Genomic DNA, 21,852 nt, shown 5'->3' on the forward strand with positions numbered 1-21,852 from the left:
GGTTTCTGTGACACGAACCTTCTCCACCTCATTTAGTGAAGATCTGATTCGCATAGCCGGGATCCCCGTGTACTGCATGCGCCGCGTCTTAGTGATCGAACTTTATCGCGCCTCTATTTTTCAGTGGTCGTAATGGCGTACTACATATTGGAGTCCGGAAGATTCAGAATCATCGTGCGGGTGCGTACAAAAAGTATGCGCCAGAGGCAAAGCTTATTAGACGGTGTATCCGCATGAAAAAACATTGGAATAAGAATCTGGATATTTCAGGTAGGTGTTTTCCCGGCGCTTCAATTCTTATGCCGGAGCCTGGTGAGTTGGGTGAACGTTATCGGGCTCCGGGATCGTGAAAAAGCAAGCTTGCGAGATCAGTTCGACCTGGATCGTGCCGAGACAGCGCTCAATGAGAATCAATGGCTTTGCGACCTGTGTCCGGCTTGAAGAAGTCTACTGGCGAATCATCGAGACACTCGCGGAACGCGAGGCGGTCACGGTGGGAAAGCTGGTGTCGAAGTGGGCGCTGGAGATGGATCTGAGCGCGCACGAAGTAAAGAACTTCACAGGCTATCTGAGGGTGGTGTGTGTGGTCGAGATGATCAAGAGAATCCAGCCCTCTTCATCGGGTGAGCCCGATGATTTCCGAAAGATTCTGGGAGCCGGGGCGGGCTTGTGAAGTTGTGCGCAGCCTATGCCGCGCAAAGGAGAGATAAGCGACAGAAATTGTTGAATTGAAAGACGGAAGTGTGACTTTGCAAGACATCGCATGTGTATTCAAGTGTTGTTATTTCAATAGGAGCTTTCTTTATGTCAGTGAGAAATGTAGGTTCGGCAGGAATGGGGATGGTGCCTTCGAGCGCGGACGACGGCGGTGGCTTGCTGAGTCTTCCCTCTGTGCGGTCCCAACTTGATCCGATGCTCAAGCATCAGATCCAACAGGCCGTGAAGGATTCGGTGGACGACTACACAGCCAGGAATAGCGGACCCACTGCAATTCCAACGCAGCTCGCGGCAGGGGCGGGGACAGGCAGCCTTCCGCCTGAAGCAGAGGACGCAATCAATAAATTCGTGAAGGACACGGTCCAGCAGGTGCTGCAGGGCGGTGGCGGAGCGCCGCAGCAGGCGCCCGCGACAACGGGGCAGGATGCTACGGGAATGGGCGGCTCGGACGTAGCACCTGCTGGTGCGATGCCCACGGCCGCACAGCAACCCGCGCCGACGGCCGCGCCGAAGGCTGCACCGATGTCGGCACAGCAACCCGCACCGATGGTCATGCCGAAGCCCGCACCGCAGCCTGCGCCGGCTACAGCAGGTCAAGCGGTCAAGCAGCCCGGGAACGGCCCAGCTGGACTTGCAGAGGCGATTGGCTCCCAAGTGAAAAAGGTCATCGACTCATTGATGCACGGAGGGGGCGCAGGCGCAGGCGCAGGTGCCGGAGCCGGAGCCGCCAAGGCCGGTGGCGGCGGTGCGGGAGGCACGGCGCCGAAGGCCACTGGAGGCGGCGGCACGGGTGGCGGCGGCGGTGGCTTGGGTGCCTTGGGCGGCGGAGGCGGTGCGTTGGGTGCAATTGGGAATGCTGTGGGAGGCGCGATGCCGAAGATCGGCGGCGGCGGCGGCGGCGGCGGCGGCGGTGGCGGAGGCGGTAACACGCATGCAAGCCAGTCTGGTCAGCAAACCATGAACGGCCCACAGGAACGCGATCCGACAGAAGACAACAATCTGCAAGTAGAGGCGCCCCCGAATACCTCGGACACGGCTCCGGGCGAGGGAGGGGCGCCCGGCGCAGTCGGCGCTGATGCAGGCGGCGCTGACGCAGGTGCGGTCGGCGATGGCGGTGGCGGCGATGGAGGCGGCGGCGACTGATCTCGCTTGTGGTTGATGCGCCGTGACACGATACGGCGTCGAAGCGCACTGCAAGTCTCTTGCAGTGCGCTTCTTGTTTTCAGATTCGCGACATGAGTCGACGATGGCGCGACGGACGCGTGCCAGAGGTGACTGCCGATGTGTAACGGGGATCTAGCTGCGCGCCGCGCGGCCGCATGAATCGGCCGGCGGGCCTTGAGAAATAAGAAAAGAGACGACGGCGTCGAGCGCCGTCGTCTCCGGGCGGGTCCGTTCAGGAGGATCGAATGGACACTCAGGCGTTGAAGTCGGACGCCTTCGCCATCTGATGCGTCTGTTCGTTGACCCAGCCCGTACCCGAGTTGGTTGCCATCAGGTGCGGTCCGTCCTGCGGCTGGTTCTGCCACGCAGCGAAGCCGTTGTTGCTCCGTTCCACGCTGAGCGGAGCGGGGTTCTGTTCGCTCAGGCCCGTGACGTTGTACGCCTGGTTGCCTCGCGTGATCGTCAGACTGTCCGCCAGCGAAACGCCGCCGTCGATCGGCTGCGTGTGCACGCCGATGGTGGTGTTGTCCGGCAGATCGAACGTCAGGGAGCCGTTGAACATGCCGCTCGTCTGGTTGCCCGAACCCGAATTGAAGTCAATGTGCGGGTCTCCCCATACCTTCGTGGCGATGTTGTTGGTCTTGTCGGTGAGCATCATCGACGAGTGCGCCTTGTCCAAATCGAGCTTGTACTGTCCGAGATCGATCGACGACTGGTTGTTGTTCACGCCCGTGTCGGACCAGGCGCTTTGCGTCGGCGGTGCGGGCGGCGTCGGCGGACATTGATAGCTGTTCATCGACGTGCTGCGCTGAAAGTCGGAATAGCTGAAGTTGCTGCCTCCGTTCGATCCTTGCGGGGCCTGATTCGCAAACATCGAATTGAACGACTGGAATGAGGACATGCTGCCCATCGGTGAATTCAGCGAATAGTAATTCGACGAAGACATCGATTGGTAGTAACTGGACGGATCGCTGTAGGTCTGTTGCGAGAAATTGTTATAGCTCGACGTCTGATAACCGCCGCCCGAGAAGGGCGACATCGGTGCTGGCATGGGCATCGGCATCGGCACCGGCGCGGGCCGGTACGCGGACGACATGGAAGGCCCGTTGCAGAAGCCACCGCCGCCGAATTGGCTTGGCAGCCGCGGTGGAAGCGGCGGCAGCGATGCCTGCATGTTGAAGCCCGAGTTGGCCATAAGTGAGAAAGTCATAAGAACGTCCTGTTTTAGCGAAGGTTATGGTGATCTTTCCATGCGGCTGAACAGATTCGATAGGGGTTCGCGTTCTGTTCAAAGCTGCAAGGAAAGTTTAGTTTTCGATAACCCTCTTCGGGTGCTACATGGTTATCGCAATAACCTCGGGCATAGGAAGCGGGTGGGGAATGCGCCGCGTCTTATTGGTCATTACCGGGTACCACCTTTGCAAAGCTTGCGTGACTATCCTCTGAACTTCCTGGTATCAGCCGAGCGGCGCACGGTGCGCTCCTCGAGAAAAAGCAATGTTATCCAAGTGAGGAAAGGACAGTGACAATCAGCGTCGAAGGAAGGGACCCGTGCCCGATGCAGGCGTATGACAGCGAATCGGCCGGTATGGAAGGGTCGGGCACGGCGATGATGCGTCATGCGCTGACGGGCACGGTCAGGGCATTGACGCTGATCGGCCTGGCGGGCGCGAGTTCGATTGCCGTCGCACAGAGCGATGTGATGAATGGGTTCCCGGCTTCAGGCGCACACAGCGTGCAGGCGTCCGGAGCCGCGGAGACGATACCCGTGCAGAAAGTCGAGCCCACTCGTGCGCCGCGCAAGGGACGCGTCAGCATGCGCTTTTCAGGCGATGCAACTCCGTCTGCTGTTTCGAAAGTGACGACCGGCAAAGCCGCGAAGCCTTCGAAGCGGTCCACGCCGGGCAAGAGCGCGGTGCGGCATCAGCGCAAGCTCAAGCCACTTCCAGGCGCCGTGCGCACCTATGCCGCCGCGCCGGGGCAGCGCAGCGGCAAGCGTCCGCCGGCGCGTCCGGCCAGCGTCAACCGCACGCAGCCTCGGGCCGATGCGGCGCGGCCGGTGGCCATCGAGAAAGTGTTTCGCGCGGTCTCGTTTGCGGAGATCCAAGGAAATGACGAGAACGTACTCGCAGCCGCGCCGGCGGACGCTTCAGGGTCGGACAATCCCGAAAGCAACAATGGAGCGCAGACCGCCGCGAACGCGTCGCTGCCCGCGACGCTGAACGGCATCACGGCGCACGTGAGCGCCTCACAGGCGGCTCAGGCCACGGCCCCGAACAGCCTTGCCATCGGTAGCGACGCACTGGCGAGCGGCGCCCGTTCGAGCGCCCTCGGCAACGGTGCGGTGGCTAGCGCAGTCAATTCAGTGGCGCTGGGCGCGGACTCGCTCGCGGATCGCGAGAACACGGTGTCGGTCGGCAGCGCGAATCACGAGCGGCAGATCACTCATGTTGCGCCAGGCACGGCGCCGACGGACGGCGTCAATCTCGGCCAGCTGAACAATGCGATAGGCGGCGTGAACAGCCGCATCGACGACGTGGACCGGGTGGCGCGGCGCGGCATCGCGTCGGCGGCGGCACTCAACATCGTGACGCCGTATCTGCCGGGGCGCACCACGGTCAACGCGGGGATGGCGAGCTATCGCGGCCAGTCGGCGCTTGGCATCGGCGTGTCGCGCTGGAACCAGAAGGGCACGGTCAATTACAACCTGGGCGTGTCCAGCGCGGGCGGCAACAGCACGATTGTGCGCGTCGGGATCGGTATCGTCCTGCGAGCCTGAGCGCCGACGGGTTCATCGTGCGACCGGCGCTTCCGTCGCGACGCCGCGCTTCAGAACCCGCGCCTGCAACACGATGACGAGCAACAGGAACATCCCGCGAATCACCGACTGCCAGTACGCGGACAATGAGATGTAGCCGAGTCCGTTCTCGAAGTTGAGCAGGTTGAACACGAGCCCGAGCAGCGCCACGCCGGCGATGGTCATCGCAATGGAACCTTCGCCGCCGGTCAGCCGCGTGCCGCCGAGCACCACGGCCGAGATGGCGAACAGTTCCCAGCCGACGCCTTCGTTCGGCTGGCCCGCACCGAACTGCGCGGCGAGGATCGCGCCCGCGATGCCTGCAAGCAGGCCGCTCACGGCATACACGCAGACCAGCGTGCGATCCACGTTCAAGCCCATCAGACGCGAAGCTTCCTCGCTGCCGCCGATGGCCAGCGCATGCCGTCCAAAGCGCGAACTGCGCAGCGCCACCCAGCCGATCACCGCGACCACCGCGCAGACGATGCCGGGAATCGGCAGCCCGAGAAAGTCGCCTTGACCGAACGCGGCGAAGGCGGTGTCGGACGAGATGGCGACGGCATCGTTATGACCGAGCAGTAGCGCGAGACCATGCGCGCCGAGGCTCGTCGCCAGCGTGACGATGAACGGCAGGATGCGCATGTGCGTGATGACGAGTCCGTTCAGCACGCCGACCGCGAGTCCCGCGAGCGAACCCGCGAGCACGCCCGCCACGACGCCGTGACCGCTGGCCAGCGCCGCGACGACGCTCGCCAGCGCGGCCACCGCGCCGACCGAGAGATCGATGCCGCCGGTGATGATGACGAAGGCCATGCCGATGGAGATCAGCAGGAACATCGAGTTGTAGCGCCAGAACGACGTGATGTTGTAGGCGTCGGCAAAATGCTCGTAGCGCGTGACGCCGAGCACGAGCAGCGCAGCGAGCGCGATCAGGATGGGCAGGTTCTTTTTCATGAGCGGCTCAGCCTCGCTTGCGTTGCACGTACACGGCGGCGATGATGATCGCGGCCTTCAGCACGAGCGCGGCGGCGTCCGGAATGCCGTGCGCGAGCAGCGTGTAGCGCAGCAGCTGGATGATCAGCGCGCCGATCAGCGTGCCGGTGATATAAGCCTTGCCGCCCGTGAGCGCCGTGCCGCCCACGGCGACGGCCGCGATCGCATCGAGTTCGACGCCCAGGCCCACGACGTTCGCGTCCGACGACGAATTCACCGAGATCGAGATCAAACCGGCGAGCCCGGCCAGCGCCGCGCACGCGGTGTAGGCGAGCATCTTCACGCGCGTGGTCGGAATGCCCGAGAGATAGGCGGCGGCTTCGTTGCCGCCCGTCACGAGCAGGTACTTGCCGAACAGGGTCTTGCGCACGATCCACGTGAACACCGCGACCAGCACCAGCATCAGCAGGATCTGGAACGGCACGCCCGCGACCTTGCCGAGCGCGATCCACTGGAACGCCGGGTTGTTGAAAGCTTGCAGGCTGCCGTCGGTGACCACTTGCGCGATGCCGCGTCCAGCAATGAACAGCACGAGCGTCGCGACGATGGGCTGCACGTTCAGGCGCGTGACGAGAAAGCCGTTGAAGACGCCGCACACGGCGGCGGCAAGCACCGGCAGCGTGAACGCGAGCACGATACCGAGCGGGCCCGCGATGTTCGTGAAGAGCATCGGCGCGAGCGCGCCGGCAATCGCCATCGAGGCACCCACCGAGAGGTCGATGCCGCCCGTCGCCACGACCAGCGTCATGCCGATGCCGACGATCACGATCGTCACCACCTGCGTGAGATTCACGTTGAAGGTTTGCAGCGACACGAAATGCTGCGTGAAGATCAGGTTGAACACGATCATCGCGAGCAGCACGACGATCTCGCGCTGGATCGCGACGCCGCGTCGTTTCTTCGCCGGCGCGGCGGACGCCAGGGCGCTCGCCGGTTGGGTCTTGTCGATCATCATTCGCTTCCTCGCGCAGTCGTTTCCGCCGCTTCCGCCAGCGTCGATTGCTCGCCCGCGCCATAGGCGATGGCGTCCATGATCGCGGCCTCGTTCATCTCTGCGCCGTCCAGTTGCGCGACGGTCTCGCCGTCGCGGATCACCACCGCGCGGTCGGCCACCGCGGTCAGCTCTTCGAGTTCGGAGGCCGACAGCAGCACCGCAAGCCCCGCATCGCGCAGCTCGCGCACGATCTTCGCGACATCTGCTTTCGCGCCGACATCGATACCGCGCGTCGGTTCGTCGAGCAGCAAGAGACGCGGCTGCGTGGCGAGCCAGCGCGCCAGCAACACTTTCTGCTGATTGCCGCCGGAGAGTTCGCGAATCGGCTGGTCGGGGGAACGCAGCTTGATGCCGAGCGATTCGATGAAACCATCGACGATCTCGCGCTGCTTCGCCACATCGACGACGCCGCGTTTCGTCAGCGCGGGCAGGCAGACCAGCGTGAGGTTGTCGCGCACCGAAAGCTCCGGCACGATGCCTTCGGCCTTGCGGTCTTCCGTCAGATAAGCGACGCCGCGCGCGATGGCATCCTTCGGCGACCTGAACGCGGCGTGTTCGCCGTTCACGGCCAGCGTGCCCTTCGCGGGACGGTCCGCGCCGAACAGCAGACGCATGGTCTCGGTGCGGCCCGAGCCGAGCAGGCCCGCGAGTCCCACTGCCTCGCCCGCGTGAACATCGAGCGATACGTCGGTCACTTTCGCGCCTGCCGCAAGACCTTGCGCCGCGAGCGCCACCGGCCCGCGCTTGGCGAGATTCGCTTCCTTCACCGCGCTGTCTTCATGCACGACGGCGGCGAGCGTGCGGCCGAGCATCGTCGTGACGAGCTTGAGCTTGTCCATCTCCTGCATCGTGCTTTCGGCGACGGTCTGGCCGTCGCGCATCACCGTGACGCGGTCGCACAGCGCATATAGTTCATCGAGGCGGTGCGAGACGAAGATCACCGCACGGCCGTCGTCGCGCAGACGGCGCACCACGCTGAACAGCAGCTCGACTTCGCGCTCGTCGAGCGAGGACGTGGATTCGTCCATGATGACCATCTTCGCGTCCGACGACACGGCGCGCGCCAGCGCGACCATCTGCTGGATCGCGGTGGAATAATCGATCACCGGCTTCTTCACGTCGATATGCAAGCCGAACGATTCGAGCAGCTCCGACGCGCGCCGCTGCACGCTCTTCCAGTCGATCAAGCCGAAGCGGCGCGGTTCGCGGCCGAGAAAGATGTTCTCGGCAACGGAGCGGAACGGCACCAGGTTGATCTCCTGATAGATCGTGCTGATGCCCGCTTCACGCGCTTCCTTGGGCGTGCGGAAATCGACCTCGCGGCCGTCGTAGCGCACCGTGCCCGCGCTCTTGCGATAGGCGCCGGTCAGGATCTTGATGAGCGTGGACTTGCCCGCGCCGTTCTGGCCGATCAGCGCATGCACTTCGCCGGCGGCGACCGTGAGGCGCGCGTGCTTCAGCGCGGCGACGCCGCCGAAGGCGATGTCGATGTCCTGCATGTCGAGAAGGGGAGTCTGAGCCATGCCGTGAGTCCGTCGAAATGAAAAAGCGAGCGCCCGCTTTCAGGCGCCCGCAAGACACACACACTTCGCTTCAGTACCCGTACTGCATGCTCTCGTCGACGTTGCTCTTGTCGTAGAAGCGGTCGGACACCTTGACCCACGGCGGGATGGTTTCACCCTTCGCATACTTCTGCGCGACGTCGCAGGCCAGCGGGCCGAAGAACGGGCTCGACTGCACGCTCGCGCCGAGTTCGCCGGCCTTGATGGCTTCGAGACCGCCCTTGGTGCCGTCGATGGTCACGATCTGGATGTCCTTGCCAGGCTGCTTGCCGGCGGCCTTGATCGCGGCGATCGCGCCGAGCGCCATTTCATCGTTGTGCGCGTAGACGGCGGTCACGTCCGGATGCGCCTGCAGCAGCGTCTCCATGACCTGACGGCCCTTGTCGCGCGCGAAGTCGCCGCTCTGCGACGCCACGATCTTCATGCCCGGGTTCTTCGCGATGACATCGTCGAAACCCTTCTTGCGGTCGTTCGCGGCGGACGCGCCCGTCGAGCCTTCCAGCTCGATGATGGTCGCCTTGCCGTTGGTGGCCTTCACGAGCCAGTCGGCGGCGCGGTGACCCTGATCGATGAAGTCGGAACCGATGAAGGTGATGTAGTCCTTGCCCGCCTTCGCCATCGACTGGTCGATGTTGCGGTCCACCAGAATCACCGGAATGCCCGCCTTCTTGGCCTGCATGACCACCGGCACGAGCGGCTTCTCTTCACGCGGCGGGAACACCAGCAGATCCACGTGCTGCGCGATCATGCTCTGGATGTCCGACACCTGTTTCGCCGCCGAACTGTTGGCGTCGGTCATGACCATCTGCCAGCCGCACTTCGCGGCGATGTCCTTGAAGCTCTTGGTTTCGGCCAGACGCCACGGGTTGTTGCTCTCCGTCTGCGCGAAGCCGACCTTCAATGGTTTCTTGTTCGCGATCTTCGGCAGGCCGTCGTCGGCCGCGTGAGCGGCGCTGAAGCCGGCGGCAAGCGTCAGGGTGGCGAATACGGCGGCGAGCGGGCGCAGGCCCAAGCGTGATTTCTTTTCTAGCGACAGCATGTCTTCCTCCATAGGATGGTTTGCCTTTTTCTAGTGATGCCGATGCTTGTGTTGCCCGGTCTGCTTGCTGCGAGAGTGTTCTGCGTGTCTTGTTCTACGGTTTATTGACCGTCAATCGCTAATATTATTAATTGCGAGTTGCCTTGCTTCGCTGATGACCTTGACCGAGCCGCGTTCGATCAGCGGTCCGTCGATCTTCACGGTACGGCGCCGCACCGGCGCGCCCGCGGCGCGGTTTTCTTCTTCCTGCAGCAGCGTGTCCACTGCCCAGCGGCCCAGTTCGTAATTCGGCAGCACCACCGTGGACAGCGGCGGATGCGTATGCCGCGCGATTTCCTGATCGTCGTAGCCGAGCACGGAGACATCGTCGGGCACGCGCAGGCCGAGTTGCTTGAGCGCCTCGATCGCGCCGAGCGCCATCAGGTCGTTCGCGCAGAAGATGGCGGTGGGCGGATTCGGCTCGCGCATCAGCGCAAGCGTCTGTTCGAAACCGGTGTCCGGGCTCCAGTCGCCCTCGCGCACGAGTTCGGGCGCGAACGGCAGGTCCGCTGTGGCAAGCGCCGTGCGATAGCCCTTCAGGCGGTCGCGCGCGGCGTCCTGCCAGGGCTCGCCGTTGATATAGCCGATGCGCCGGTGGCCCGCGCTCAACAGGTGATCGGTTGCACTGTGGCCGCCCGCGACTTCGGCGGGCACCACCGAGGACACGTTCGCCTCGTTCGCATAGCAGTTGAGCAGCACGGTGGGCACGCGGGCGAGCGCGGCCGGCAGCGTGACGCGGCGGGTATAGACGGTGGCGTAGATGACGCCGAGCACGTCCGGATTGCCGAGCGTTGCATCGAGCACGCGCGCCTCGATCTCCGCATTGCCGTGCGTTGAATAGACCGCAAGCATGCGGCCATGCGCGAAGGCCGCGTCGCGCGCGCCGTCAATGCTCACGACCGGATGCGGACTCGTCGAGATTTCATCCGCGAGATAGACGATCAGGTTGCGTTCGCTTGCGTTGCCCAGCGGCTCGGCCGGCTCGCGCTGCGTCATGCGGTAGCCGAGATCCTGGGCGGCGCGCAGTACCTTGTCGCGCGTTGCGTCCGAGAACTTCGCGCCGCTCGCATTGTTCAGCACGAGCGATACCGTGGACTGCGAGACTCCAGTGAGTTTCGCGATGTCGGTCATCGTCGGGCGGCGTTGCGTCGTCTTTTTCATCGTGCATGCCGCGTCGGGCGGCTGGATCCTTTTCTGTTGCTTGACACGCCACGGAGGGCAAAACTTGTCACTAATATTAGTGATGAATGCCGCGGAAAGCACGTACTTATTGGTCATATTGACTCGGGGTTTTCACCAGTTATTACTAATAATATTGACGAATCGATTACGCGCGTGCGATTCTGCTTCCATCCCGTTACGAGGAGAGCGCGCATGGGCAAGTACGACGAAGGCACGCGGGACACGCTCGCTGCATCGTTCGAGCAGGACGGTTTCGTCGTGCTGCGCAATCACTTTTCGCGCGCGACCATCGAAGCGTGGCGCGACGCCTTTGGACCGCTCTTGCAGCCGCATCTGGAGCAGGCGCGCGAGGCGTCGACCAGCGGCAATCGCGGGCCGGGCCGCTATTACGTGACGCTGCCGTTCGAAGGCGGCTTCGCGGATCCGGCCATCTTTTGCGATGAAGACATCGTGGGTATCGCGGAGCGCGTTGCCGGGCCGGATCCGGTGATGTGCCAGCTCGCCACGGACACGCCGGTGCTTGGCTCGGTGCATCAGGAGTGGCATCGCGACACGCCGCCGCTCTTCGACGATGCGCCCGAGACGCCTTCCTTCCAGCTTGCGGTGAATTTCCCGCTCGTCGATGTCGACGACAGCAACGGTCCGCTGGAAACCACGCGTGGCACGCATCGCCTGTCTCGCGACGAAGCGCTGGCAGGCCTCGAAGCAGGGCGGTTCCCGGCGGAGCGCGTGCCGATGCAAATCGGCGACGTGATGATTCGCGACGTGCGCGGCTTGCATCGCGGCACGCCGAACCTGACTGGCGAGCCGCGCCCGATGGTCGTGATCGGCTATAGCCGGGCGTGGTATTTCCGGCCCGAAGTGCATATCGACGTGCCGCGCGACGTGTTCGCTGCGTTGCCCGCGCGTGCGCGGCGCCTGCTGCGCTTCAATCCGCAAGTGGATGAGACCGCGCGGACCTTCGACGAAAACTACCGGCAGTTCGCATATTGAGCACACCTGCTTCCGCAAGCCTCGTCGAGTTGCGCCACGACGCGCGGCGCGTGCTGCTTGCGCCGGACATTGGCGGCGCAATTGCCGCTTTCGACGAATCCCGCGATGGCCGGACCATTCACTGGCTGCGCCCCGCCACGTCCGAGGCGCTGGCCGCGCGCGATCCGCTGGGCATGGCCAGCTTTCCGCTGCTGCCGTACTGCAACCGGATTCGCGATGCGCGTTTCGCCTTTCATGGCGCACTCGTGGATCTGTCCGGAGATGGCAACAAGTTTCCGCACGCGCTGCATGGCAACGCATGGCGCTTGCCGTGGCGGGTGGACGAGATGTCCGACGCGCGGGCGCGGCTGGTTTTGCGGCATGAGCCTTCGCGGGAGGCGGGTCATCACTGGCCGTTCGCCTATGAAGCGGCGCAGGACTTCTTGCTCGACACGGATAGCCTGAGCGTGACGCTATTCGTGCGCAATCTGTCCGATCGGGCTATGCCGTTTGGCATGGGGCATCATCCGTATTACCCGCGTACGCGCAACACGCGCGTTCATGCACGCGTTGCGGCGATGTGGCACAGCACGCCGGACTTGCTGCCGACGCATGCCGGTGCGCATGCGAGCGTGGATGCGATGGCATCGCAAGAGGGCATGTCCGCCGATGCCTTCGATCTCGACAACAACTATGCGTGCTGGTCGCGCAGTGCGACTATCTCGTGGCCCGGCGAGCGTCGGTCGATCACGCTTTCCGCTGACCCTGATTTCGCGCACATGGTCGTGTATGCGCCCGCCGTGCACCCGGATTTGCTGTGCGTCGAACCGGTGAGTAATGTGGCCGACTGGATCAATCTCGATTCTGTCGATCACGCGATGAAGGGCGGCGCAGTGCTGATGCCTGGCAAGTCGGCCAGCGCGACGTTTAAGTGGACCCCTCGTCTCGATTGAGCGCTGCGTAGCAGGAGTGTTGCGCTTCAGAACCTTAAAACAAGGCACGACTCCAATTCGCGGCGCGGCCGAGTCTTCGATGGACTTCCCGTTTTCGCGCCGGTTCATGAGCACTGCCCCTTCCCGGGGCGGGATTAACGCTCTTCGCGGCCGTATAAAAAACCGTTCCCGATGGCCTGCGGCCAGCACGCTACGCCAGTTCGCGCGCTTCGCTAAGAAGGTCGTCGGCGATAAAGTCGACAAACGCACGGATGCGATTTGACATCTGATGCCGTTGTGAATAAACGGCGAAAATGTCGGCGTTCGGCGTATCGTGATCGGGCAGTACGACAATCAGAGACCCGTCAGCCAAATACTGTTTGATGTCCCACTCGGCCCGCATCAGGATGCCGTGTCCTTCAAGCGCCCATTTCACGGCGATCTCTCCGTCGTTCGTCGTCAGCGTGCCTTCGATGCGCACGGCCTCCGTTTTGCGCGACGTGCCTCTCCCCGAAGTCAGACGCCACACGCCGTAGGCTTCGTCGCCCTGACGAATGCCGATGCAGTTGTGTCGCGTCAGGTCATGCGCGGTTGCCGGCATCCCGTGAGCCGTGATGTACGAAGGTGCGGCACAGAGCAGCCGTCTATTCTCCGCGAGACGGCGTGCAACGACCCGCGAATCAGGGGGTTCGCCAAACCGGATACAGACATCGAACGTGTCGTCCGTCAGCGGCGGCGGGGTGACCGACAATTGAAGCTGAACCGACACCTGCGGATATTTCGCAACGAAGCGTGAAATGATGGGTGCGACGTGGCTGCGCCCGAAGCCGAGCGTGGCATTCACCCGCAGCAATCCCTTCGGACTCTTTTTGGCCGTGCCCAGAAGTTCGGCCAGCTCGTCGATCTCGTCAAGGATTCGACGCGCGTGCTGAAGGTACAGCTCGCCCTCTGGCGTGAGCATCATCCGGCGCGTCGTGCGATTGACGAGGGCAACGCCCGCACGACTCTCCATCTGAGTCAGACGCTTGCTGATGGCCGCTGGCGTAAGGCCAAGCTCTCGAGCCGCCGCGCTCAGGCTGCCTGACGCGGCAAGGGTCGAAAAGAAGCTGAGATCGGATGGCTGGACAATGTCGGTCATGACCTCCACCTGTGAATCAAAGTTAAAGATGCTTTGAGTATAGCGCCGGTTTTTACGTCTCAAGATGGGTAAAGTTCATTCACACCCACAACACATGAAGGACGGAGACATGAAAACCTATCGCATCGCAACTATTCCTGGCGACGGTATCGGCAAGGAGGTCGTTCCCGCCGGCGCACAGGTGCTGGAGGCACTCGCCAGGACGACGAAGGCGTTCGCATTCGAATTCGAAAACTTTGATTGGGGCGGCGACTATTACCGCGAACATGGCGTCATGATGCCCGCGGACGGCCTCGACGCCATCCGCAACAAGGACGCAATCCTGTTCGGCTCAGCAGGCGATCCGGACATCCCGGACCACATCACGCTTTGGGGTCTGCGCCTGAAAATTTGTCAGGGGCTTGATCAATACGCCAATGTGCGACCGACCCGGATTTTGCCCGGTATCGACGCCCCGCTTAAGCGCTGCAAGCCCGAAGACCTGAACTGGGTGATCGTCCGTGAAAATTCGGAAGGCGAATATTCGGGTGTAGGCGGTCGGGTCCATCAGGGCCATCCGATCGAAGCGGCAACGGACGTATCGATCCTGACCCGTGCCGGTGTCGAGCGGATCATGCGTTTTGCGTTCCGCCTTGCGCAATCCCGTCCCCGCAAGTTGCTGACGGTCATCACCAAGAGCAACGCTCAACGGCATGCCATGGTGATGTGGGACGAGATCGCTCTGGAAATCTCAAAAGAATTCCCGGACGTCAAGTGGGACAAGGAATTGGTGGACGCTTCGACGGCCCGCATGATTAACCGTCCGGCAACACTGGACACGATTGTCGCGACAAACCTGCACGCCGACATCCTCAGTGATCTGGCCGCCGCGCTCGCCGGCAGCCTCGGCATCGCGCCGACGGGCAACATCGATCCGGAACGCCGCTTTCCGTCCATGTTCGAGCCGATCCACGGCTCGGCTTTCGACATCATGGGCAAGGGTTTGGCCAATCCGGTCGGCACTTTCTGGTCCGTCGTCATGCTGCTCGAGCACCTTGGCGAAGCCGAGGCCGCCACGCGCGTGATGCAAGCCGTCGAAACAGTCACTGCCGACACCTCCCTGCATACGCGTGATCTCGGCGGTACGGCGACGACGGCACAAGTAACGGCCGCCGTCTGCGCGCTGATCGAAAAATCAGCCATCCCGAGCAGTCACGCAGCGTAAGCACCAAGACATCCGCGCGCTGTTGCTTCGCGCATCGCGAGCCCACCTGAGAGTGGGCCCGGTCGAAACTCGCTGACATTCACCGGTTCCTGAGACGACGAGCGCGCCGCCGCGCTCGTGCGGCCGGTCGCGCTCGTCCGTACGCGCCCAATATAAAGCAGGAGACAAGATGTTCACCTCGCTCCATTTCGCCCCTTTCGCCCCTTTCGCTTCTGCCCCAGCCAACGCGACAGCGACGCGAGAGCAGAAATGAAAACCTCGTCTCGCCTTGCGCCGTCAGCGAGTGATGGCACGCCAGGACAACTGGACATCGACCGTCTGCTGCAAGACATGTTCAAGGCCGCCATCGCGACCGCACAACCGGCGTTGCGCGTACCCGACTTCCTCCCGTCTCCGCCCCGTGGGCGAACCATCGTCATCGGTGCCGGCAAAGCCTCGGCCGCGATGGCAAAAGCCGTTGAAGATCACTGGAACGGCGAGATCGAGGGTCTCGTCGTCACCCGGTACGGATACGCCGTTTCCTGCGAGCGTATCGACATCGTCGAGGCGGCTCATCCCGTGCCCGACGAGAACGGACTGAAAGCGGCCAAGCGCATGTTGGACCTTGTCTCGGGATTGACTGCCGACGACCTGGTTCTCTGTCTTGTCTCAGGCGGCGGATCTTCGCTGTTGCCGCTGCCTGCTGAAGGGCTGACGCTCAAAGACAAACAAGAAATCAATCAGGCATTGCTCGCCAGCGGCGCGACCATCTCTGAAATGAACTGCGTCCGCCGACACCTCTCGGCCATCAAGGGCGGCCGCCTTGCTGCTGCCTGTTATCCCGCTCGCGTCGTCAACCTGATCATCTCCGACGTGCCCGCGGACGCCGTGAGCGACATCGCATCGGGCCCGACCGTACCAGACGCGACCACGTGCGCGGATGCGCTGGCGATCCTTCGACGTTACGAAATAGACGCGGCCCCAACGATCATCGAGTTGCTGGAGAGCAGTCGCACGGAGACATTGAAACCCAACGATAGCCGCTTGCCGGCCATCGAGACCCATCTGATCGCAACCCCGCAGCTCGCTCTCGAAGCGGCCGCAATGCACTCACAGGCCGCAGGCATCAACGCCTACATCCTCGGTGACGCGATCGAGGGCGAGGCGCGCGATGTGGGCGCAGTGATGGCCGGTATTGCAAAGCAGGTAAGCCGACGCGGTCAGCCCTTCGTCACCCCCTGCATCCTGCTGTCCGGCGGAGAGACGACCGTCACCGTTCGTGGGAGCGGTCGCGGTGGTCGCAACGTCGAATTCCTGCTTTCTCTTGGCGTCGCGCTGAACGGCGAACCCGGCGTTTTCGCCATCGCAGGTGATACGGACGGCGTCGATGGTCAGGAAGAAATCGCCGGCGCGCTTCTCAGGCCAGACACGTTGGCGCGTGCCCGGGATCGCGGCATCCGTCCGACCGAGCGTCTCGAAGACAACGATGCGCACAGCTTCTTTCAGGCGCTTGGCGATTCGGTCATCACCGGACCGACGCTGACCAACGTCAATGATTTTCGAGCCATTTTCATTGCCGCTCAGCACGGCGATCTTTCAGGGAGCAGATAAGATGCGCCGCAATCGGAATGCCAAAATTGTCGCCACGCTGGGCCCCGCCAGCACCAGCCGCGAAACCATTGAAGCGCTGTTCACGGCGGGCGCGGATGTTTTTCGGCTGAACTTCAGCCACGGAACGCACGAGGATCATCAACGCCGCCTGGAAGTCATCCGGTCTGTTGAACAGGACGTCGGCCGCCCTATAGGCGTGCTTCTCGACTTGCAAGGTCCGAAACTGCGGATCGGTACGTTCGTCGATGGCCCGATCAAGCTTGAAAAAGGCTCACCGTTTCGCCTTGATCTCGACGCAAAGACCCCAGGCGACATCAATCGAGTTGCCTTGCCGCACCCGGAGATCTTCGCGGCACTCAAGCCCGAAACACATCTTCTGCTCGACGACGGCCGTGTGCAACTTCGCGTCGAACGCTGCGGGCCGGACTTTGCCGAGACATTGGTCGTGGTCGGCGGCGCGCTTTCAGAGAGAAAAGGCGTCAACGTCCCCGACGTCGTGCTGCCGCTTTCGGCGATGACCGACAAGGATCGGCGCGATCTCGAATTCGGCCTGACGCTCGGCATCGACTGGCTGGCGCTGTCGTTCGTGCAGCGCGTGGAGGACATCCGGGAGGTGCGGGAGATCGTCGGCGATCGCATCGGCATCGTCGCGAAACTGGAAAAGCCAGCGGCAATCGGCAGCCTCGATGCGATTGTCGACGAAGCCGACGCCGTGATGGTGGCGCGCGGAGACCTCGGTGTCGAAATGCCCGCCGAGCAGGTTCCCGCGATTCAGAAGCGCATCGTGCGTGCGTGCCGAAAAGCGGGCAAGCCGGTGATCGTTGCCACGCAGATGCTGGAATCGATGGTCACGGCGCCCGTCCCGACGCGCGCCGAAGCCTCCGACGTGGCAACCGCCATTTACGACGGCGCTGACGCCGTCATGCTCTCAGCGGAATCGGCGAGCGGCGCGTATCCGGTGGATGCCGTTCGGACGATGGACCTCATCATCGCGCAGACCGAGAGCGATCCCTATTACCGCGAAGTCATCGCTGCATCGCACGCGGCGCCGCGCGCGAACACGGCGGACGCGATCGGCTACGCGATGCGTCACGTCACCAACCTGCTCAATGCAGTCGCAACGGTTGCCTACACGAGCTCCGGCTATTCGGCATTGCGCATGGCGCGCGAGCGGCCGGCCGCGCCGATCATCGGCATGACACCCCGTGAAGCCACCGCCCGGCGACTCGCGCTTGCCTGGGGCGTCCACCCCGTCCTGTGCGACGAAGTAATCGATCTTCTCGAAGTCAGCGAACTGGCTTGCACGACGGTACGCGATGAAGGCTTCGGCGAGTCGGGACAGACCGTCGTCATTTCCGCAGGCATGCCGTTCGGCACGTCCGGCACCACCAACTTGCTGCGCATCGCGCACATCCAGTGAGGGACGACATGACACGCATTCAAGACGTCAAGGGGATCGAGCTGCTCGATTCCCGAGGCAATCCGGCCGTCGCGGCGCAGGTGACACTCGACGATGGATCGAAAGGGTTCGCGGTAGCGCCGTCCGGCGCATCGACCGGCGCGCGTGAAGCGCTTGAACTACGCGACGGTGACCCATCGCGATACGGCGGCAAGGGTGTACGGCGTGCAGTAAGCCATATCAATGGCGAGTTGCGCCACGCGTTGCTCGGCCGGGACGCCGCCGATCAGCAGGGCATCGACTGCCGCATGATCGAGCTCGACGGCACGCCCACGAAGGCACGCATCGGCGCCAACGCGATCCTCGCCGTCTCACTGGCATCGGCGAAGGCGGCCGCGATATCGGCGGGCGTGCCGCTGTACCGTCACGTCGCGACGACGCCGAACGCCCGCCTGCCTTTGCCGATGATGAACATCATCAACGGCGGCGCGCACGCGGACAACAACGTCGACCTGCAGGAATTCATGATCCTGCCGCTCGGCGCGCCGAGCTTCTCAGAAGCGTTGCGCTGGGGCGTCGAGGTGTTTCATGCATTGAAGAGTGTGCTGAAGGAGCGGGGGCTCTCGACATCGGTCGGCGATGAAGGCGGGTTCGCGCCCGATCTGTCGTCGAATGAGGCTGCGCTCGACACGATCATGCTCGCGATCGAAACCGTTGGATTCGCTCCGGGCAAGGATATCGGCCTCGGACTGGATACCGCGAGTTCCGAGTTCTTCCATGACGGCGAGTACGTGCTGGCGTCGGAGAACCGCAGTTTCGATTCCCGGGCGTTCGTGGACTATCTGGCGAAGCTCGCCGATGGCTATCCGATCGTGTCGATCGAGGACGGCATGTCGGAAGGCGACTGGGAGGGCTGGAAGCTGCTGACGGATCGTCTGGGCGGCCGCGTGCAACTCGTGGGCGACGATCTGTTCGTGACGAACACAGCGATCCTGAAAGAAGGCATCGAAAGGAAGGTCGCGAACGCGATCCTGATCAAGCCCAACCAGATCGGCACGCTGACCGAGACGCTCGCCGCGATCGAGCTGGCGGATCGCGCGGGCTACTCGTCGGTGATCTCGCACCGCTCGGGCGAAACCGAGGACACCACGATCGCGGACCTCAGCGTCTGCACCGCTGCTACCCAGATCAAGACCGGCTCGCTCTGTCGTTCCGACCGCGTCGCGAAGTACAACCGGTTGCTGTTGATCGAGGCGGAAGTCGGCGCTGAGGCGCTTTATTCAGGGTCGCAGGCGATTGCGTCCATTCGAAAGGCGCGCGACGCAACCGTGGTTTAGAAAAACCCGTTTGCAGAGCGAACCCAAACTTGAGGCCGCATAAGACGGCTGCTCATCAATCAGACATCTGAGGCAGGAGACATATCATGGATCAAGATCTCGAAACACGTACCTTGCGCAAAGTCACTTGGCGCATCGTGCCTTTCATCATGCTGCTGTACTTCATTGCCTATATCGACCGGGTCAACATAGGCTTTGCATCCCTGACGATGAGGACGGACCTCGGATTCACTGCCTCTATCCTCGGTCTCGGTGCCGGGATCTTTTTCTGGGGCTACTTCCTGTTCGAGGTGCCTTCGAACATTGCTCTGCACAAGGTGGGCGCCCGTTTGTGGATTGCCCGGGTCATGCTCACGTGGGGCGTCATTTCCGCGTGCATGGCCTTCGTGAAAGGGCCCACAAGCTTTTACATTGTTCGGTTCCTTTTGGGCGCAGCCGAGGCAGGCTTCTTTCCGGGCATCATTCTGTACCTCAGCTATTGGTTCCCGGCACGTCGTCGCGCAGGCGTGGTCGCTTTTTTCATGGCCGCAGCGCCGATCTCTACCGCCCTCGGGTCACCACTCTCCGCCGCGTTGCTCGAAATGCACGGTGTCATGGGTCTGCACGGCTGGCAGTGGATGTTCATTCTGGAAGCGATACCCGCGGTGATCTTAGGTGTCGTCGTCTTCTTCTACATGACGGACAGGCCCGAAAAGGCGAAATGGCTCAAGGACGACGAGCGCGCCTGGCTGGTCGGTGTAATGAACGACGAAACTGCAAGGAGAAGTTCAAGCGGCGCGAAGCACGGAATTATCAGTGGCTTGGCAAATCCGCGTGTGCTCGCCTTGTCCCTCATCTACTTCGGCACATCCGCAGGCTTGTACACGCTCGGAATCTGGGCGCCTCAGATCATCAAGCAACTCGGCGTTTCATCGATGACTGTGGGTTTGCTCAATGCGATTCCTCCCACTGTATCCGTGGTCGCCATGGTCTTGTGGTCGCGTCACTCCGACCGTACCAACGAACGCACGTGGCATGTGGTGATTGCATGTGTAGCAGCGGCAATCGGGCTTGCGGTTGCGGCGGTTTCCAGTAGTGTTGTCGGACTAATCGCTTCGCTGACGCTGGTGAATATCGGGATCAGTTGCGCCAAGCCTCCTTTGTGGACCATGCCGACCATGTTTCTGTCCGGTGCTGCGGCCGCCACGGGTATCGCCACGATCAATTCCATCGGCAATCTCGGCGGGTTTGCCGGGCCTGTGATGATTGGGTGGGTCAAGGACCAAACAGGCAGCTATGCCGGCGGTCTCTACTTCGTTGCCGGCCTCCTCGTGTTGTCTGCTGTGATGACGCTGCTGCTGGCGCGCTCGCAGAAGGCGTCCGTTACGCCGGGTAGTGCCGCTGTGCATTGATCTTCAGATGCCGGCCTTGAAGCGGAATCCGTTGTCGTCGCAGTCTCAAGCGAAACCAGCGAGAGGTCTATGCAGTGCCTAAGAAAAGATCAGGCGGACGCCCGGGCACATCCGGCCCGGGCAGAATCATGCTGTTTGAGATGGCTCAATAAGATTTGGCCGCGCCGCCGCTCGACGAGCCGGAATCCATGCCGCTCTTCTTGTTTTTTTGCATCTTGCTCGAGCCATGTTGCGAACCCATGGTGTTGGCGCCCGATGCACCCGACGTCGTGCCGGTCACGCCTTCGCCGTTCGGCGTGCTCATGCCTGTGCCGCCCTGGCCGGCACCGTTACCGCCCGCCGAGCCGCCTCCGGCACCACCACCACCACCCGCTCCGCCGCCCGCGCCCTGCGCGAACGCCGCGCCGGACAAGCCCAGAAGCATGACGGAAACCAGCAAGCCTTTCTTGGCGTTCTTCATGATGTGTCCTCCCATTTATGGATGATTTCGCATAGGTCGTCAGATCCGACGCCGCCGCTATGCGCCTTACATCGCGCAAGGCTCGTGCCTTGCAAACGGGAGCGTCTGAACGCGTCAGGCCAACGCCTCGTCACACCATTCGATCGCCCAGGCGCGCGCGCAGTGCAGCGCATCCGATTCGTTCGCGAAGGTGTCGAGATCACCGGAGTCGAAGATTTCCAGTTGCGCAGCTGGTTCTCCGTGCGCACGGGTGATCCGCGCGTGGGCGTAGAAGCTGCCGTCTTCGTCATGACGCGCGGTGCAGTCGATGTGGAAGGTCTTGTAGTCGAATCGCATCAATCTCTCCGGTTTTGCTGCTTCGGCCAGGCAGGGTCGCAAGAGTCAAACCCACGGTCAGTAAATCGACCGGAATGGCGCTGTCTCTTAGCATAGCGGGCGCGGTCTGCCGCACTACCGCGCCGTTCACAGCGCCCCCGATTCAGCAGTGACGCGCTTTCTCCGAACGCGTTGCGGCAATTGCTCGTTCATCAGCACGAGACCGATCTCGTCCGAGGCTGTGTCCAGCAGGCTGTGGATCTTGTCGAGTTCGCCTAGAACCATGAATGCCCGCGCAATCAGCCCGACAGGAATGCGTGCGTCGCCATGCTCCAGGCGCCGCAAGGTTGCCACTGAAGTCTGGATACGTGCGGCCATCGACTGTTGCGTGAGGCGCCGGCGCCGACGCGCCAGCGCAAGGTCAGCCCCCAGCTTCGTCAATGCGCGCGCGACGGGCAAAGGCAAAACCAGGTTCGCGGCCGTACCGCTCAGCGCTGAGCGATCAAAAGGCTTAAGTGCACACATCTGAGCGATTGAAGAAGAGTGCCCCTCCGGGTCCACAACATGCGCTCCTGTTTCCGACATCGGTTCTACGACCTCCTTCTCAACCCGCACCCAACATGAGAT

21 protein-coding genes are annotated in these 21,852 nt (G+C 62.7%); 11 read left to right on the forward strand and 10 right to left on the reverse strand.

Going from position 1 to position 21,852, the window contains the following annotated elements:
- Positions 1 to 346 precede the first annotated feature (346 nt).
- On the forward strand, positions 347 to 673 hold the full coding sequence (locus tag QCE88_RS24615) for a ribbon-helix-helix domain-containing protein (protein WP_309907204.1): 327 nt from the start codon (positions 347 to 349) through the stop codon (positions 671 to 673).
- Between the two features lie 914 nt (positions 674 to 1,587).
- Positions 1,588 to 1,860, forward strand: coding sequence for a hypothetical protein (locus QCE88_RS24620; RefSeq protein ID WP_309907206.1), 273 nt, complete (start codon positions 1,588 to 1,590; stop codon positions 1,858 to 1,860).
- Between the two features lie 274 nt (positions 1,861 to 2,134).
- On the opposite strand, the gene QCE88_RS24625 is transcribed toward QCE88_RS24620, so the two are convergent.
- Positions 2,135 to 2,932 (reverse strand): DUF1521 domain-containing protein, encoded by a 798-nt coding sequence (locus tag QCE88_RS24625; protein WP_309907208.1) that lies wholly within the window; start codon positions 2,930 to 2,932, stop codon positions 2,135 to 2,137.
- Between QCE88_RS24625 and QCE88_RS24630 the strand changes: the two genes are divergently transcribed.
- Both QCE88_RS24630 and QCE88_RS42105 read left to right on the forward strand, forming a co-directional pair.
- Complete coding sequence (locus QCE88_RS24630) at positions 2,931 to 3,407, forward strand: hypothetical protein (protein WP_309907210.1); 477 nt, start codon at positions 2,931 to 2,933, stop codon at positions 3,405 to 3,407. The two genes, QCE88_RS24625 and QCE88_RS24630, sit on opposite strands and share 2 nt — an antisense overlap.
- Positions 3,404 to 4,660, forward strand: a complete 1,257-nt coding sequence (locus QCE88_RS42105) for a YadA-like family protein (protein ID WP_409018214.1) — start codon at positions 3,404 to 3,406, stop codon at positions 4,658 to 4,660. Before QCE88_RS24630 ends, QCE88_RS42105 begins: the two co-directional genes overlap by 4 nt.
- Positions 4,661 to 4,672: 12 nt before the next feature.
- Here QCE88_RS42105 and QCE88_RS24640 read toward each other — a convergent pair whose 3' ends face one another.
- The 5 genes from QCE88_RS24640 to QCE88_RS24660 form a co-directional block, all read right to left on the reverse strand.
- The gene (locus QCE88_RS24640) at positions 4,673 to 5,632 is read right to left on the reverse strand and encodes an ABC transporter permease (protein WP_309907213.1); all 960 of its coding nucleotides are present in this window, start codon (positions 5,630 to 5,632) and stop codon (positions 4,673 to 4,675) included.
- A gap of 7 nt (positions 5,633 to 5,639) precedes the next feature.
- Entirely contained in the window at positions 5,640 to 6,623 is a 984-nt protein-coding gene (locus QCE88_RS24645; protein WP_309907215.1) for an ABC transporter permease, read from the reverse strand.
- Positions 6,623 to 8,188 (reverse strand): sugar ABC transporter ATP-binding protein, encoded by a 1,566-nt coding sequence (locus tag QCE88_RS24650; protein WP_309907216.1) that lies wholly within the window; start codon positions 8,186 to 8,188, stop codon positions 6,623 to 6,625. The genes QCE88_RS24645 and QCE88_RS24650 overlap by 1 nt, the downstream gene beginning before the upstream one ends.
- A gap of 70 nt (positions 8,189 to 8,258) precedes the next feature.
- Positions 8,259 to 9,266: an ABC transporter substrate-binding protein gene (locus QCE88_RS24655; protein ID WP_309907218.1), complete on the reverse strand. Its 1,008-nt coding sequence runs from the start codon at positions 9,264 to 9,266 to the stop codon at positions 8,259 to 8,261.
- A 111-nt stretch (positions 9,267 to 9,377) separates the two neighbouring features.
- On the reverse strand, positions 9,378 to 10,466 hold the full coding sequence (locus QCE88_RS24660) for a LacI family DNA-binding transcriptional regulator (protein ID WP_309907220.1): 1,089 nt from the start codon (positions 10,464 to 10,466) through the stop codon (positions 9,378 to 9,380).
- 213 nt (positions 10,467 to 10,679) lie between these two features.
- Here QCE88_RS24660 and QCE88_RS24665 point away from each other — a divergent pair, with 213 nt between their 5' ends.
- Both QCE88_RS24665 and QCE88_RS24670 read left to right on the forward strand, forming a co-directional pair.
- A complete protein-coding gene (locus QCE88_RS24665) occupies positions 10,680 to 11,480 on the forward strand; it encodes a phytanoyl-CoA dioxygenase family protein (RefSeq protein ID WP_309907223.1) in 801 nt (266 codons plus the stop codon).
- Positions 11,477 to 12,412, forward strand: a complete 936-nt coding sequence (locus QCE88_RS24670; RefSeq protein ID WP_309907225.1) for an aldose 1-epimerase — start codon at positions 11,477 to 11,479, stop codon at positions 12,410 to 12,412. The genes QCE88_RS24665 and QCE88_RS24670 overlap by 4 nt, the downstream gene beginning before the upstream one ends.
- A 190-nt stretch (positions 12,413 to 12,602) precedes the next feature.
- Here QCE88_RS24670 and QCE88_RS24675 read toward each other — a convergent pair whose 3' ends face one another.
- Positions 12,603 to 13,529, reverse strand: a complete 927-nt coding sequence (locus QCE88_RS24675) for a LysR substrate-binding domain-containing protein (protein WP_309907227.1) — start codon at positions 13,527 to 13,529, stop codon at positions 12,603 to 12,605.
- A gap of 109 nt (positions 13,530 to 13,638) precedes the next feature.
- On the opposite strand from QCE88_RS24675, the gene QCE88_RS24680 reads away from it, so the two are divergent.
- From QCE88_RS24680 to QCE88_RS24700, 5 genes are all read left to right on the forward strand, one after another.
- Positions 13,639 to 14,733 carry a tartrate dehydrogenase gene (locus QCE88_RS24680; RefSeq protein WP_309907229.1) on the forward strand — a complete coding sequence of 365 codons (1,095 nt, stop codon included), beginning with the start codon at positions 13,639 to 13,641 and terminating at the stop codon, positions 14,731 to 14,733.
- Between the two features lie 249 nt (positions 14,734 to 14,982).
- The gene (locus QCE88_RS24685) at positions 14,983 to 16,323 is read left to right on the forward strand and encodes a glycerate kinase (RefSeq protein WP_409018215.1); all 1,341 of its coding nucleotides are present in this window, start codon (positions 14,983 to 14,985) and stop codon (positions 16,321 to 16,323) included.
- Position 16,324: 1 nt separating this feature from the next.
- Positions 16,325 to 17,743, forward strand: coding sequence for a pyruvate kinase (gene pyk, locus QCE88_RS24690; protein WP_309907231.1), 1,419 nt, complete (start codon positions 16,325 to 16,327; stop codon positions 17,741 to 17,743).
- An 8-nt stretch (positions 17,744 to 17,751) separates the two neighbouring features.
- Positions 17,752 to 19,059 carry a phosphopyruvate hydratase gene (eno, locus tag QCE88_RS24695; RefSeq protein WP_309907233.1) on the forward strand — a complete coding sequence of 436 codons (1,308 nt, stop codon included), beginning with the start codon at positions 17,752 to 17,754 and terminating at the stop codon, positions 19,057 to 19,059.
- 86 nt (positions 19,060 to 19,145) lie between these two features.
- Positions 19,146 to 20,450, forward strand: coding sequence for an MFS transporter (locus QCE88_RS24700; RefSeq protein ID WP_309907235.1), 1,305 nt, complete (start codon positions 19,146 to 19,148; stop codon positions 20,448 to 20,450).
- Between the two features lie 145 nt (positions 20,451 to 20,595).
- Here the strand turns inward: QCE88_RS24700 and QCE88_RS24705 are convergent, their stop codons facing one another.
- The 3 genes from QCE88_RS24705 to QCE88_RS24715 form a co-directional block, all read right to left on the reverse strand.
- The gene (locus tag QCE88_RS24705; RefSeq protein WP_309907238.1) at positions 20,596 to 20,910 is read right to left on the reverse strand and encodes a hypothetical protein; all 315 of its coding nucleotides are present in this window, start codon (positions 20,908 to 20,910) and stop codon (positions 20,596 to 20,598) included.
- A gap of 114 nt (positions 20,911 to 21,024) precedes the next feature.
- Positions 21,025 to 21,246, reverse strand: coding sequence for a hypothetical protein (locus tag QCE88_RS24710; RefSeq protein ID WP_309907239.1), 222 nt, complete (start codon positions 21,244 to 21,246; stop codon positions 21,025 to 21,027).
- 126 nt (positions 21,247 to 21,372) lie between these two features.
- On the reverse strand, positions 21,373 to 21,810 hold the full coding sequence (locus QCE88_RS24715; protein WP_309907241.1) for a helix-turn-helix domain-containing protein: 438 nt from the start codon (positions 21,808 to 21,810) through the stop codon (positions 21,373 to 21,375).
- Between the last annotated feature and the right edge of the window lie 42 nt (positions 21,811 to 21,852).

The sequence above is a fragment of the Caballeronia sp. LZ035 genome (assembly GCF_031451175.1).
Lineage (GTDB): Bacteria > Pseudomonadota > Gammaproteobacteria > Burkholderiales > Burkholderiaceae > Caballeronia.